This window comes from Amnibacterium flavum, assembly GCF_003097495.1.
In the GTDB taxonomy this organism is placed as follows: domain Bacteria; phylum Actinomycetota; class Actinomycetes; order Actinomycetales; family Microbacteriaceae; genus Naasia; species Naasia flava.
The window spans coordinates 1379833-1394071 of sequence record NZ_QEOP01000001.1 but is presented as its reverse complement, the minus strand read 5'-3'; the positions used below and the strand labels follow the sequence as shown (position 1 = coordinate 1394071).

Here is a 14239-nt window from a genome sequence, read left to right as displayed (position 1 = left end):
AAGAATGAACAGAACCGTTCAGCATCACTTAATCGAGTGGGTCGTTCCTGTCCCCGCCCCGGAGGTCCTCATGCTCGAGATCCGCCGCCTGCGCCTGCTGCGCGAACTGCAGCTGCGCGGCACGCTCGGCGCCGTCGCGGAGGCGCTCGGCTACACGACCTCGTTCATCTCGCAGCAGCTCGCCTTGTTGGAGCGCGAGGTCGGGCACTCGCTGCTCGAGCGTCGCGGCCGCCGGGTCGCTCTCACCGCGCGAGCCGAGATCCTCTGCGACTACACGGTCCGACTGCTCGACCTCGTCGAGGAGGCCGAGGGTGCGCTGCAGTCGTCCGAATCCGAGCTCGCGGGCACCGTGCGGGTCGCGACCCTGCAGTCATCAGCGCACGCGCTCGTGCCCGCCATGCTGACGCTGCTCGCGGGCCGGCATCCCGGACTGCGCGTCGAGGTGGAGCAGCGCGAGCCGGAGGAGGCGCTGTTCGAGACCGCGGCGCGATCGTTCGACCTCGTGATCGCCGAGGAGTATCCCGGTCAGACGCGACCCCTCCGCGAGGACCTTGATCGCGTCGTGCTCGCGTCGGACTCGATCTCGCTCGCGGTGCCCGACTCGCTGGCAGGTCAGGTGGGATCTCTCGCCGACACCTCGAGGCTGCCGTGGGTGATGGAGCCGCGCGGCACCCTTTCCAGGGCGTGGGCGACGCAGCTGTGCCGCACCGCGGGGGTGGAGCCGGACGTGCGCTACGAGACGGCGGACCTGATGGCGCACATCCGCCTGGTGCGGTCGGGCAACGCCGTCGGTCTGCTGCCGGAGTTCATCTGGGCGGGCGAGGAACCGACCGTGCACCTGCTCCCCCTCCCGGGAGCCCCGCGCCGAACCCTGATCACCTCGACGAGGCTGGCGGCGCGCACCTCACCGGCCGTGGGCGCGGTCCGCGAGGCCCTGGCCGCCTCCACCCCCTGAGCCCGGAGCACCCCCTTCGAATATCCCGGACTCGTCACCACTGGGTCCTCGGCCACGCTTGCAGAGGGATGCGGCGTGCGCCTGAGTCCGGGACATCGGTCTCGGAGCGCGGTGAGTGTCAGCGGGCGGAGTACTCGGCGAACGCCTCGTCGTAGATCGCGAGGGCGCGCTCGACCTCGGCGTCGGTGACGATGCAGGGCGGGACGACATGGATGCGGTTGTCCGCGGCGAACGGGAGCAGGCCCCGAGACAGCAGCGCCTTCTTGAGGGTCGCCATCTCGGCGGGGCCGATCGGCGAGCGGGTGACGGGGTCGGCCACGAGGTCGAGCGCCCAGAAGACACCGACTCCGCGGACCTCGCCGATCACGTCGTACTTCTCCCCGAGAGCACGCAGACCGGGGCCGATCACGTCGCGGCCGACACGGGCGGCGTTCTCGACGATGCCCTCCTCCGCCATCGCGTCCAAGGTGGCGACGATCGAGCCCATCGCCAGCGGGTGGCCCGAGTAGGTCAGGCCGCCGGGGAAGACGGTGTCGTCGAACGCCTCGGCGATCCAGGCGGGGATGATGACACCGCCCGCGGGAACGTAGCCCGAGTTGACGCCCTTCGCGAAGGTGATGAGGTCGGGTACGACGCCCTCGGGGTTGAGCTCGGGGTTCTGGAACGCGAACCAGTCGCCGGTGCGGCCGAAGCCGGCCATGACCTCGTCGAAGATCAGGACGATGCCGTACTTGTCGGCGAGCGCGCGCACTCCTGCCAGGTATCCGGGCGGCGGAAGCAGCACGCCGGCGGTGCCGGGAACCGTCTCGATGAGGATCGCCGCGATCCCCGCGGGCCCCTCGGCCTGGATGACCCGCTCGAGGTGGTGCAGGGCGCGCTCGCTCTCCTGCTCGGGCGAGTCGGACCAGAACTCGCTGCGGTAGGCGAAGGGTCCGAAGAAGTGCACGTGGCCGCGCGCGTACTCGTTCGGCACGCGGCGCCAGTCGCCGGTCGCGACGATCGCCGCGCCGGTGTTGCCGTGGTAGGACCGGTACATCGAGAGCACCTTGTCGCGGCCCGTCACGAGGCGGGCCATGCGGACCGCGTTCTCGTTGGCGTCGGCGCCGCCGTTGGTGAAGAAGACCTTCGAGAACTCGTCGCCGGCGCGGGCGAGGATGCGGGACGCCGCCTCGCCCCGGGTCAGGTTGGCGTGCGCGGGAGCGACGGTGGCGAGCACGTCGGCCTGCGCCTTGATGCCGGCGATCACCTTGGGGTGCTGGTGGCCGATGTTCGTGTTGACGAGCTGGCTCGAGAAGTCGAGGTAGCGGTTGCCGTCGAAGTCCCAGACCTCGCAGCCCGCTGCGCCTGCGATGACCATGGGATCGAGCGACGCCTGCGCCGACCACGAATGGAAGACGTGCGCCCGGTCGAGATCGTGGGCGCGCTCGCCGAGCTCGGCATCCAGTTCCATGACTCTCTTCTTCCTCTGTAGGGCGTTCCGGGCGAGGTCGCACGTTGCGGCGGGCCCCGAACGCCGCAACGTGCGCGCGACGATCCTGCAGTTCAAGTCTTAGCGGACGAAGCCAAGGACCGCGCGCACGTTCCGGCGGGTGGGGCCCGCCGGAACGTGCGCGTTCGCCCGGAACGCCTGGTGTCGGTGACCGCACGTTCCGGACATATGCGTACGCCGGAACGTGCGGTCCTGCCCGGCACATCCGATCTTGCGAGCGGGGGTCCGGGCGGTGGTGTTACGCGCCGCCCTCGGTGAGGGTGACGTCGATCGGGGTGAAGTCGGCGCCCGTGAGGTCGAGGTCCTCACCTTCCAGCTCATCGAGAGCCTTCTGGATCCACTCGTTCGTCCAGGCGGACGCCGGCGGCTCCTCGGTGATCAGCTTCGCGCCGGTCTCGTTCGTCGCCGACAGGGCGCCCTCGACGGTCGCGTCCCACGCGGCCTCGTCGATGATGCCGATGCCGTTGTCGGACGGCCAGATGAGCTTGTTGGTCTCGTTGACCATCCACAGCTCGTGGCTGAGACCCCATCCGGAGCCCTCCGCGATCGTGATGTCGGCTGCCGACTCGGGGTCGCCCGCCGCGTACACCCAGCCCTTGATGACGGCCTTCAGGAACTTGACCGTCGTCTCCTGGTACTCCTCGTCGCTCTCGAGTCGTTCGGTGTCGGCCCAGATCGCGTCCTGGAGCATGGCACCGCCCGCCTCCTCGTAGGAGATGACGTTGAAGTCCTCGGGCTGGTACAGCTCGCCCGTGTCGGGGTCGGTCGCCTCGAGCAGCTGCGCGTACTCGTTGTAGGTCATCGCCTGGGCAGCATCGATGTCGCCCTCGAGGAAGGCGTTCATGTTGAAGTCCTGCGTGATGATCTGCACGGTGGTCGAGTCGAGACCCTCCGCCGCCATCGCCGCGAAGATCTCCCACTCGTTGCCGAAGCCCCAGCTGCCGATCTTCTTGCCCTCGAAGTCGGCGACCGAGTCGATGCCGCTGTCGGCCCATGCCACCTGCAGGGTGCCGGATCGCTGGAAGATCTGCGCGATGTCGGTGATGTTCGCGCCCGCCTCGATCGAGCCCAGCGCCTTCGGCACCCAGGCGATCGCGTAGTCGACGTCGCCCGCGACGAGCGCATCCTGGGGCACGATGTCGCCACCGCTCGGGATGATCTCGACGTCGAGGCCCTCGTCCTCGAAGAAGCCCTGGTCGAGTGCGGCGTAGTACCCCGCGAACTGCCCCTGGGGCAGCCACTGCAGCTGCAGGCTGACCGGGGTCAGCTCCTCCTCGCCGCCTCCCCCGGCGCCCTCCTCGTTCGACGCGGGCGATGAGCAGGCCGAGAGGACGAGTGCCGAGGCGAGGAGCCCGGCCCCGACCGCTATGGCACGACGTGTGCTGTGGGTCATGTCAGTTGCCTTTCCTGGTGCGTGGATGGTGCGTCGGTCATTTGCTGCGCCCGGTCACCGTGAGGCTGCGGGACATCGGGGAGGCGAGCCGCTCCAGTGCGGCCGTCACGAGGAAGAAGATCAGGCCGAGCACGATCCCGCCGACCACGTACGCCCATGCCCGGGCGTAGGCGCTCGTGGATGCCGAGGTCGAGATGAGGCTGCCGAGACCGCCGCGGGGGCCGCCGAAGTACTCGGCGACGAGCGCGGAGATGACGGCGAGCGACGAGGCGATCCGGATGCCGGTGAAGATGTACCCGCGCGCCGCCGGAAGGGTGAGGACCCGCAGGGTCTGAGGCCGGGTGGCCGCGTAGGCGCGCATCAGGTCGCGATGGACGGGCCGCGTCTGCTGCAGCCCGCGGAGGGTGTTGATGAAGACCGGCACGAACACCGCGAGGCCCGCCATCGTGCGCCGCCCCACCTCGGAGTCGGCGCCGAACATGGTGTTGAGCACGGGCGCGAGGGCCACGATCGGCACGACCGCGAGGGCGGCGACGATCGGCGCGGTCAGCTGGTCGAAGAAACGACTGAGCGACGCGACGAGCGCCGCGGCGATGCCGACGATCGATCCGACGACGAGGCCGATCAGCGCGTTCAGCCCGGTCGAGGCGATGGCGGCGATCAGCGCGGGCCAGAACTCGATCATCTGCTCGACGATGCTCAGCGGGCTGGGCAGCAGGTAGTCGTCGATGCCGGCGAGCGTGACGAGCAGCTGCCACGCGACGAGCACGACGACACCGAGAGCGACCGGCGCCCCGATGCGCAACGCGGCAGAGGAGGCGGGGCCGTTCATCGGTCGTCCACTCCCCTGGCCGGGGCGCCCTGGTGGAGCGCTTCACGGACCGCGGTGACCATCTCGAAGAAAGCCGTGTCCTCCCGCAGCGACTCCGCTCGCTCGCTCGCGGAACCGAGATCCATCGACAGGACCGTCTCGATCCGACCCGGCCGCGGTGACATGACCACGACGCGATCCGACAGGAAGACCGCTTCAGGGATCGAGTGGGTCACGAAGACGACGGCGGCGCCCGTCTCGGCGCAGATGTTCGAGAGCTCGGTCTGCATCCGCTCGCGCGTCATCTCGTCGAGCGCACCGAACGGCTCGTCCATGAGCAGCAGGCTGGGCTGCTCGGCGAGCGCACGGGCGATCGCGATGCGCTGCTGCATGCCGCCCGACAACTGGTCGGGGAAGCGGTCGGCGAAATCGGTGAGTCCGACGAGGGACAGCAGCTCGGCGGATCGCTGCTTGCGCGCCGCCTTGCCGACGCCGTGCAGCTCGAGCGGCAGCTCGATGTTCGCCGACACCGTGCGCCAGGGCAGCAGGCCCGCCTGCTGGAACGCGATGCCGTAGTCCTGATCGATCCGCGCCTTCTCGGCGGACTTGCCGAACACGGTCAGCGTGCCGCTCGTCGGCGCATCGAGGTCGGCGATGAGGCGCAGAAGCGTGCTCTTGCCGCAGCCGGACGGCCCGATCAGCGAGACGAACTCGCCGGAGCGCACGACCAGGTCGACGCCTTCGAGCGCAGTGACGTTTCCGGCGGGGAACACCTTGCCGACGCCGGTCGCGACCACCGCGTCCGTCGTCTCATCGAGGGGACTCACGAGTTGACCTCCGCACGGCGGTAGTTGCCCAGGGTGCCGCCGATGAGGGCGACGGAGCCGGCAGCGACGAGCCCGAGGACGATGGCTCCGAAGATCGGACCCCAGGATTTGGCGGGATCGCCGCTCGCCTGACCGGCGTACTGCACGATCATCCGGCCGATGCCACCGCGCAGACCGGTCGAGACCTCGGCGACGATGGCGCCGACGACGGCGTTCGCGGCCGCCAGGCGCAGGGCCGGCAGCAGATAGGGCACGCTCGCCGGGAATCTCAGCTTGACGAGAGTCGCCCACCAGCCGGCGGCGTACGACCGCATCAGCTCGGTGTGGATCGCATCCGGCGACTGCAGTCCGCGCAGCGCACCGATCGCGACGGGGAAGAACGCGAGGTACGAGGCGATGACGGCGACGGACATCCAGTCCTGCCATTCGAACGCGCCGATCTCGATCTTCGATCCCCAGCTGCGCACGACCGGGGCGAAAGCGATGAGCGGGACCGTCTGACTGAGCACGATCCAGGGCAGCAGGCTCGATTCGGCGAGGCGCGAGCGGACCATCACGAGCGCCAGCGCGACCCCGACGATGAGGCCGACGACCCAGCCGACGGCGGCGATCCCGAGCGTGACCGCGGCGGCGCCCGACACCTCGAGCCACAGCGGCGGGGAGCCGTCCGCCCGGGTGACGGGTTCGAAGAGACGCGACACCATGTCGACGATGTGCGGCATCGCGAGGTCGCTGGTGCGCGGCAGGATGCGGGAGTCGCCGATGACGACGCCGTCGGCAGGCCCGAACGCCTTGTACAGCTCCCAGATCGCGGCGATGGCCAGGATCCCGAGAGCACCGATCCCGATGCGGGTGAGGGCGACTCGCGGCGAGCGCCGACGTCGCAGCGCCGGTGGCGCGTCGAGAGCCGTCACCGGCTTCCCCCGGTGCTGATGATGGTCTCCCCCGGTCGTGTCACGGGGTCACGCCTTGGCGACGATCGAGTCGCGCAGCGCCGGCATCACGGTCTCGCCGTACACGCGGAGGGTCTCCTCCTTGTTGTCGTGCTGCAGGTAGCCGGCGAACTGGGTGACGCCGATGGACTTCAGCTGCTCGAGCTTTTCGATGTGCTGGGCGGCGGTGCCGAGGATGCAGAAGCGGTCGACGATCTCGTCGGGCACGAAGTTCGCGTGCGAGTTGCCGGCGCGGCCGTGCTCGTTGTAGTCGTACGACTCGCGGCCGGCGATGTAGTCGGTGAGCGCTTGCGGGACCGCGGCCCCCGAAGTCTCCGAGCCTTCCGCCGGCGTGCCGTACTTCGCGACGATGTCGGCGACGTGGTTGCCGACCATGCCGCCGAACCAGCGGGACTGGTCGCGCATGTGCGCCCAGTCGTCGCCGATGTAGAAGGGTGCTGCGACGCAGAACTGGAGCGAGTCGGGGTCGCGGCCCGCGTTCGCGGCGGCCTCGCGGACGGCGCCGATCATCCAGGTGGCGATGTCGACGTCGGCGAGCTGCAGGATGAATCCGTCGCCGACCTCACCGGCGAGCTTGAGGGCGAGTGGGCCGTAGGCGGCGACCCACACCTCGAGCGAGCTGCCCTTGCTCCAGGGGAACTGCAGGGTCGCACCGTTGTATTCGACGGGGCGCGAGTTGGCGAGCTCGCGGATGACGTGGATCGACTCGCGCAGAGCCTTCAGCGTGGTCGGTCGGCCGTTGGCGACGCGGACCGCCGAGTCGCCGCGGCCGATCCCGCAGACGGTGCGGTTGCCGTACATCTCGTTGAGGGTCGCGTAGGTCGACGCGGTGACGGTCCAGTCGCGGGTGGCCGGGTTGGTGACCATCGGGCCGACCTTGATCTTGTGCGTCTCGGCCAGGATCTGGCTGTAGATCACGTACGGCTCCTGCCAGAGCACGTGCGAGTCGAAGGTCCAGAAGTAGTCGAACCCGTACTGCTCGCTCAGCTTCGCGAGCGCGACCGTGCGCGCGGCGGGCGGATCGGTCTGAACAACTGCTCCGAAATCCATGCGTCCTCTTCACTTCGACTACTGATGCGACCAACTCGGATATTCCGGGCGTAAGCGCACGTTCCGGCGTGCGTTTCTGCCCGGAACGTGCGCACTCAGATGAGGTACTGGCTGAGCCCGCGCTTGATGTAGCCACCGTCGCCCTTGGTGCCGATGTACTGCTCGTCATCGACGATGACCTTGCCGCGCGAGATGACGGTGTCGACGTGTCCGTCGATCTCGAAGCCCTCCCACGCGGAGTAGTCCATGTTCATGTGGTGGGCCTGCTTGTCGACACCGATCGAGGTGTGACCGTTCGGGTCGTACACGACGACGTCGCCGTCGGCGCCGGGCTGGATGACGCCCTTCTTGCCGTACATGCCGAACATGCGGGCCGGAGTGGTGGAGGTGACCTCGACCCAGCGCTCGAGGGAGATGTTGCCGTCGACGACGCCCTGGTAGAGCAGATCCATGCGGTTCTCGACCGATCCGATGCCGTTCGGGATCTTGGAGAAGTCGCCGATCCCCATGTCTTTCTGACCCTTCATGCAGAACGGGCAGTGGTCGGTGGAGACCATCTGGATGTCGTTGGTGCGCAGGGCCTCCCACATGTGGTGCTGGTGACCCTCCGCGCGCGACCGCAGCGGCGTCGAGCACACCCACTTGGCACCCTCGAAGTCGCCCCACTGATCGCTGACCGCTCCGAGTTGCTCCTCGAGCGAGAGGTAGAGGTACTGCGGGCAGGTCTCGCCGAACACGTTCTGCCCGTTGTCGCGGGCCATCGCGATCTGGTCGACCGCCTGTTTGGCCGACACGTGCACGACGTAGAGAGGCGCCCCGGTGAGGTTGGCGATCATGATCGCGCGGTGCGTGGCCTCCTCTTCCGCCTGCCACGGACGAGAGGTGCCGTGGAAGTACGGCGAGGTGTTGCCCGCCTCGAGAGCCTGCTTGACGAGGACGTCGATCATGGCGCCGTTCTCGGCGTGCATCATCATGAGCGCCCCGTTGCTCGCGCCCTTCTGGAAGGCGCGCAGGATCTGCCCGTCGTCCGAGAGGAACACTCCCTTGTAGGCCATGAACAGCTTGAAGCTCGTGACGCCCTCGTCGATCAGCTCGTCCATCGCGGTGAGCGAACTGTCCTGGACATCGGACAGGATCTGGTGGAAGCCGTAGTCGATCGCGCAGTTGCCGGCGGCTTTCTCCTGCCAGGCCGCGTAGCGCTCGAGCGGGTTCTCGTCGGGGTACTGGACGACGAAGTCCACGATGCTCGTGGTTCCGCCCCAGGCCGCCGCGCGGGTGCCGGTCTCGAAGGTGTCGCTCGCGAACGTGCCGCCGAAGGGCATCTCCATGTGCGTGTGCGCATCCACCCCGCCCGGGATGACGTACTTGCCGGTGGCGTCGATCACGCGGTCGACGTTGGCCTCGATGTCGAAGCCGAGGAGCCTGGATCCGGGTGCGAGAACCGCGGCGATCGTCTCGCCGTCGATCAGCACGTCGGCCTGTGCGGTTCCCGTCGCGTTCACGACGGTTCCGTTCTTGATGAGGGTCTTGGCCATCCTGTCCTCGTCTCTGGGGTGGGGCTCGTCTGCGATGTGCTGCGTCTGCGATGGTGCGGCGTGTCGCGAGACCGCACGTTCCGGGCGATTGCGCACGCCGGAACGTGCGTTCGCGCCCGGAATATCCGACTAAGGGGCGGTGATCGCCTTGTAGGAGTCGGGGCGGCGGTCGCGGTAGAACTGCCAGTCGTTGCGGACCTGGCGGATCATGTCGAGGTCGAGGTCGCGGATGACGATCTCCTCGTGCTCGCTGCTGCCGCGCTCCCCCACGAAGTTGCCCTGGGGGTCGGCGAACTGACTGGTGCCGTAGAAGGTGACCGCGAGGTCGCCGTACTCGTTGTCCTCGCGGCCGACGCGGTTCGGTGCCGCGACGAAGTATCCGTTCGCCGCCGCGGCGGCAGCCTGCTCGAGATCCCACAGCCGGTTCGACAGACCCGGCTTGGTCGCGTTGGGGTTGAAGACGATCTCGGCGCCGTTCAGGCCGAGCTCGCGCCACCCCTCGGGGAAGTGCCGGTCGTAGCAGATGTACACGCCGATCTTCCCGACCGCCGTGTCGAAGACCGGGTACCCCAGGTTGCCGGGGCGGAAGTAGAACTTCTCGTAGAACTTCTCGAGGTGCGGCAGGTGGTGCTTGCGGTACTTGCCGAGGATCGTGCCGTCGGAATCGACCACGACCGCGGTGTTGTAGTAGACGCCGGGCTGGTCCTCCTCGTAGATCGGAAGGATCATCACCAGCCCCAGTTCCCCCGCGAGCGCCGCGAAGCGCTGCACGATCGGACCGTCGGCCGGCTCGGCGTAGTCGTAGTACTTCTTGTCCTCGGTGATGCCGAAGTAGGGCCCGTAGAAGAGCTCCTGGAACGAGATGACCTGCGCGCCGTCGGCGGCCGCGTCCCGGGCGAACTGCTCGTGCTTGTCGAGCATCGACTCCTTGTCACCGGTCCAGGTGGTCTGGGTGATCGCGGCACGGACGACGGTCATGATGCTCCTAACGCGGGTGGTTCGCTTTGTTATTATTCGCGGTGGACATTTCTCTTCGGTTACGCCGCATGACAGGGGCGTAAACAGTCGGACGGCGGGGTGCGACGTGCTTGATTCCTCCGCTCTGACCGCTCTCATCGAAGACCCCACCTCGCATTCGATCGCGGCGGCGGTGGCGCGTCTGATCCACTCGGGCGAGCTCGCTCCGGGCGATCGCCTGCCGACGGTCCGCGAGCTCGCAGCCGATCTGGGCATCAGTCCCGCGACCGTGAGCAACGCCTGGCAGGCGCTCTCCCGTGCCGGACTCGTCGTGTCGCGCGGACGCAGCGGCACCCTGGTGCGCGGCGCCCCCCGCGATTGGATGCCGGAGCGGTACCGCGGGCTCGACGCGTCCGCCGACGCCGCACTCGACCTCTCGCGGGGCACCCCCGATCCGCAGCTCCTCCCCGCGCTCGAGGGCTCGCTGTCACGCCTGTCTCCACGAGCCGAGACCGCCAGCTACCAGCAGAAGCCCGATATCCCCGAGCTGCACGACCTGCTCCGCGAGACCTGGCCCGCTCCCGTCGAATCCGTCACGGTGACGAACGGCGCGCTCGACGCGCTCGACCGCGTCTTCGGCACCGTGCTCCGCTTCGGCGACCGCGTCGTCGTCGAGAACCCGGGCTTCCCGCCGATCATCGACCTGCTGGAGCACTACGGCGTCGAACCCGTCGGAGCGGACGTCGACGAGCACGGGATGCGCCCCGATTCGCTCGCATCGGCCCTGTCGTCGCATCCGGCCGCGATCGTGCTGCAGCCGCGGGCCCACAATCCGACGGGCGCCTCGATGACGGAGGATCGCGCGGAGGCTCTCGCGCGGGCCATCGGCCGCGTCTCACGAGGGGCAGGCCCCCTCGTCATCGAGGACGACCACTCGGGGCAGATCAGCTCCTCCCCCGACACGACGCTCGCGGGACTGCTCCCGGAGCGGACCCTGCACATCCGCAGCTTCGCGAAATCGCACGGACCCGATCTGCGCATCGGAGCTCTCGGCGGCCCCCGCGCACTCGTCGATCGCGTGGTCTCCCGGCGGATGCTCGGCGCCGGCTGGACCTCGCGGATGACCCAGCGACTGCTCTTCGACCTGCTCACCGACGACGAGGCCGTCGCGACAGTGGCCCGCGCTCGCACCGAGTACGCGGCTCGGCAACGGGCACTGCTCGACGCCCTCGGGGCACACGGGGTGCGATTGCCCGAGAGCGACGGCCTCAACCTCTGGCTGCCCGTGTCAGACGAACGCGCGGCCCTCGTCGCGCTCGCCGCGGAGGGGATCCGTGTGGCGCCGGGCGAGCCATTCCAGGTCGGGACGAGCAGCCCTCACGTGCGCGTTACGGTCGGCGTGCTTCGGGCGGATGTCCATCGAGTGGCCTCCGCCCTGGCGACAGCGAGCCGCGCAGGAGCGGAGTAGTTTTCCGCCGCGACTGACCCCATGAGGGCGACGATGGAGGGATACAGGTGTTTTTCCGTATCCTCGGAGCATGAGACGATCTTTTTCCGCTCTTGCGGTCATCGGGGCCGCCCTCGTCACCCTCACCGGATGCAGCGCCCCCGCATCCACCGAAGAGACCCCCGCCGCAAGTCCCACCGCCAGTGAGTCGACGCTCAGCGGAACGGTGACCGTATTCGCCGCGGCCTCTCTGACCGACGTTTTCGGCCAGATCGCCGACGAGTTCATGGCAGCGAACCCCGGCACCGACATCGCCTTCAGCTTCGGCGGATCGAGCGACCTGGTCAGTCAGCTGATCGAAGGCGCCCCCGCCGACGTGTTCGCCTCGGCGGATCAGAACAACATGGCGAAGGCGGTCGAGGGCGGCGTCATCGCGGGCGAGCCGGAGCTCTTCGCCTCCAACACGCTCTCGATCGTGGTCCCCGCGGGGAATCCCGCCGGCGTCGAGGACTTCGCGGATCTGGCAGGCGAGGGTGTCCGCGTCGTGGTCTGCGCCCCGCAGGTGCCCTGCGGTGCTGCGACCGAGAAGGTCGAAGCCGAGACGGGCGTCGCTCTCGCGCCCGTGAGCGAGGAGCAGTCCGTCACCGACGTGCTCGCCAAGGTCAGCTCCGGCGAGGCCGATGCCGGACTCGTCTACGTGACCGACGTCAAGCGAGCGGGCGACGCCGTCGAGGGGATCGCGTTCGACGCATCGGCCGCCGCGGTGAACCTCTATCCGATCGCCGTCACCCGGGGCGCCGCCGATCCCGAGACCGCCGCCGCGTTCGTCGCGTTCGTGCTCGGTGACACGGGCCAGAGGCTGCTCGCCGCCGCCGGGTTCGGAGCCGCACCGTGACGAGCTACCGTGGCACGCCGCCGTGGCTCCTCGCCCCGGCAGCCGTCGCCTTCCTCCTGATCGTCGTCCCGCTCCTCGCGCTCGCCGCGCGAGTGCCCTGGCCGCGGTTCGGGGAGCTCATCACCGCACCTTCGGCGGTCGCGGCGTTGACGCTGAGCGTCGCGACAGCCTCGATCAGCGCTCTGCTCTGCCTCCTCTTCGGCACGCCAGTCGCCCTCCTCCTCGCTCGCGACGCGGTCCCGGGCCGGCGACTGCTGCGGTCGCTGATCCTGGTTCCGCTCGTGCTGCCTCCGGTCGTCGGAGGACTCGCGCTGCTCTACTCGCTGGGCCGGCGCGGCATCGTGGGGCAGGGGCTCGAGGCGCTCGGGATCACGGTGGCGTTCACGAGCGTCGCCGTCGTCCTGGCCCAGACGTTCGTGTCGCTCCCCTTCTACATCGTGAGCCTCGAGGGATCCCTCCGGAGCACGGGGACGCGGTACGAGGCGGTCGCGGCGACACTCGGCGCATCGCCGACGCGCGTGCTGGCCCGCGTCACACTGCCGCTCGTGCTGCCCGGGATCGCCTCCGCCGGTGTGCTCGCGTTCGCTCGCGCGCTGGGCGAGTTCGGCGCGACCATCACCTTCGCGGGCAGCCTCGAAGGCGTGACCCGCACCCTGCCGCTCGAGATCTATCTGCAGCGCGAGGTCGACCCCGACGCGGCCGCCGCGCTGGCCCTCGTGCTCGTCGTCGTCGCCGTCGCCGTGGTGGCGTTGACGAGCGGGCCGCTCCGACGCGGACTGAGGTCGTACCGGTGAGCGTCCTCGTCGACGCGTCCGTGCGCGAACGCGATGTGCGGGTCGACCTCGAGATCGCGACCGGTGAGGCCGTCGCCGTCACCGGACCGAACGGCGCCGGCAAATCGACGATCCTGCTGCTCGTCGCGGGACTCATCGGACTCGACGAGGGACGGGTCGAGATCGATGGCGAGGTCGTCGCCACCGCCCGGAGGAGCGTCGCGCCGCACCTGCGCAGCGTCGGCTACCTGCCCCAGGAGCCGTCCCTGTTCCCTCACCTCGACAGCGTGTCGAACGTGGCCTTCGGTCCGCGGATGCGCGGTGCCTCCCGATCCGCCGCACGCACGCAGGCGCTCGAGCTGCTCGACAGTGTCGGAGCCGGTGGGCTCGAGAGGCGCCGACCGTCGGAGCTGTCGGGCGGTCAGGCGCAGCGCGTGGCGATCGCACGCGCCCTCGCGGCGGGACCGCGCGTCCTGCTCATCGACGAGCCGCTGTCGGCCGTGGATGCCGCCAGCCGGGACGGGATCCGCGATGTTCTGCGGTCGCATCTCGCGGGGCGCACCTGCCTGATCGTCAGCCACGACGAGGATGACGCCGCAGCCCTGACCTCCCGCACGATCCGCCTGACCCGCTGACTCCACCCGGCTCGGGCGCTCGGTTCAGCGGGGAAGATCGACGACGACGTTCGTCGCCTTCACCGAGGCGACCGCGATCGAGCCGACTTCGAGGCCGAGCTCATCGGCTGCTTCGCGGCTCATGAGCGACACGAGCCGGAACGGACCGGCCTGCAACTCGACCTGGGCCATGACCGTGTCCTTCACCACCCGGGTGACGATTCCCGCCAGCCGGTTGCGCGCCGATGACGTGCCACCGGCCGCGAGGGTTGCCGATGTCGACTCCTCGGCCGCGCTGACGGCGAGCGATGCGAGAGCCGCTCCGTCGACGGTCGCGGGGCCGGGGGTCGTGCGGTCGATCTCGATGCGGCCCGATTCGCCCCATCGACGGATCGTGTCGTCGCTCACCCCGAGGAGCGCTGCCGCCTCGCTGATCCGGATCCGGCCTGCCGTCATGGGGTTCAGGGTATTGGACTGCGGCTTCGGACCGCGGGCACTCGGCATCATCGGCCGCGGCAACCGGCGCAGCCGCTGAGCTCG

14 protein-coding genes are annotated in these 14239 nt (G+C 69.3%); 5 read left to right on the top strand and 9 right to left on the bottom strand.

Annotated features, from left to right (window positions below):
• Positions 1 to 70: 70 nt before the first annotated feature.
• Positions 71 to 955 carry a LysR family transcriptional regulator gene (locus DDQ50_RS06450; protein ID WP_116755810.1) on the top strand — a complete coding sequence of 295 codons (885 nt, stop codon included), beginning with the start codon at positions 71 to 73 and terminating at the stop codon, positions 953 to 955.
• A 118-nt stretch (positions 956 to 1073) separates the two neighbouring features.
• Here DDQ50_RS06450 and DDQ50_RS06445 read toward each other — a convergent pair whose 3' ends face one another.
• The 8 genes from DDQ50_RS06445 to DDQ50_RS06410 form a co-directional block, all read right to left on the bottom strand.
• Complete coding sequence (locus DDQ50_RS06445) at positions 1074 to 2405, bottom strand: aspartate aminotransferase family protein (RefSeq protein ID WP_116755809.1); 1332 nt, start codon at positions 2403 to 2405, stop codon at positions 1074 to 1076.
• A gap of 277 nt (positions 2406 to 2682) precedes the next feature.
• On the bottom strand, positions 2683 to 3837 hold the full coding sequence (locus DDQ50_RS06440; RefSeq protein WP_116755808.1) for an ABC transporter substrate-binding protein: 1155 nt from the start codon (positions 3835 to 3837) through the stop codon (positions 2683 to 2685).
• Between the two features lie 37 nt (positions 3838 to 3874).
• Positions 3875 to 4669 (bottom strand): ABC transporter permease, encoded by a 795-nt coding sequence (locus tag DDQ50_RS06435; RefSeq protein ID WP_116755807.1) that lies wholly within the window; start codon positions 4667 to 4669, stop codon positions 3875 to 3877.
• Positions 4666 to 5475, bottom strand: a complete 810-nt coding sequence (locus DDQ50_RS06430) for an ABC transporter ATP-binding protein (RefSeq protein ID WP_116755806.1) — start codon at positions 5473 to 5475, stop codon at positions 4666 to 4668. Before DDQ50_RS06430 ends, DDQ50_RS06435 begins: the two co-directional genes overlap by 4 nt.
• Complete coding sequence (locus tag DDQ50_RS06425) at positions 5472 to 6389, bottom strand: ABC transporter permease (protein ID WP_377940294.1); 918 nt, start codon at positions 6387 to 6389, stop codon at positions 5472 to 5474. Before DDQ50_RS06425 ends, DDQ50_RS06430 begins: the two co-directional genes overlap by 4 nt.
• A 48-nt stretch (positions 6390 to 6437) precedes the next feature.
• Entirely contained in the window at positions 6438 to 7478 is a 1041-nt protein-coding gene (locus tag DDQ50_RS06420; RefSeq protein WP_116755805.1) for a TIGR03842 family LLM class F420-dependent oxidoreductase, read from the bottom strand.
• 95 nt (positions 7479 to 7573) lie between these two features.
• On the bottom strand, positions 7574 to 9013 hold the full coding sequence (gene hydA / locus DDQ50_RS06415) for a dihydropyrimidinase (protein WP_116755804.1): 1440 nt from the start codon (positions 9011 to 9013) through the stop codon (positions 7574 to 7576).
• A 129-nt stretch (positions 9014 to 9142) separates the two neighbouring features.
• Entirely contained in the window at positions 9143 to 9991 is an 849-nt protein-coding gene (locus DDQ50_RS06410) for a nitrilase-related carbon-nitrogen hydrolase (protein WP_116755803.1), read from the bottom strand.
• Positions 9992 to 10097: 106 nt separating this feature from the next.
• Between DDQ50_RS06410 and DDQ50_RS06405 the strand changes: the two genes are divergently transcribed.
• The 4 genes from DDQ50_RS06405 (at position 10098) to DDQ50_RS06390 (ending at position 13720) form a co-directional block, all read left to right on the top strand.
• Positions 10098 to 11438, top strand: coding sequence for an aminotransferase-like domain-containing protein (locus tag DDQ50_RS06405; protein ID WP_240614253.1), 1341 nt, complete (start codon positions 10098 to 10100; stop codon positions 11436 to 11438).
• A 70-nt stretch (positions 11439 to 11508) separates the two neighbouring features.
• A complete protein-coding gene (gene modA, locus DDQ50_RS06400) occupies positions 11509 to 12312 on the top strand; it encodes a molybdate ABC transporter substrate-binding protein (protein ID WP_116755802.1) in 804 nt (267 codons plus the stop codon).
• Entirely contained in the window at positions 12309 to 13106 is a 798-nt protein-coding gene (locus DDQ50_RS06395) for an ABC transporter permease (protein ID WP_116755801.1), read from the top strand. The genes modA and DDQ50_RS06395 overlap by 4 nt, the downstream gene beginning before the upstream one ends.
• A complete protein-coding gene (locus tag DDQ50_RS06390) occupies positions 13103 to 13720 on the top strand; it encodes a sulfate/molybdate ABC transporter ATP-binding protein (protein ID WP_116755800.1) in 618 nt (205 codons plus the stop codon). Before DDQ50_RS06395 ends, DDQ50_RS06390 begins: the two co-directional genes overlap by 4 nt.
• A gap of 24 nt (positions 13721 to 13744) precedes the next feature.
• On the opposite strand, the gene DDQ50_RS06385 is transcribed toward DDQ50_RS06390, so the two are convergent.
• Positions 13745 to 14155: a TOBE domain-containing protein gene (locus DDQ50_RS06385; RefSeq protein WP_116756140.1), complete on the bottom strand. Its 411-nt coding sequence runs from the start codon at positions 14153 to 14155 to the stop codon at positions 13745 to 13747.
• Positions 14156 to 14239: the final 84 nt, after the last annotated feature.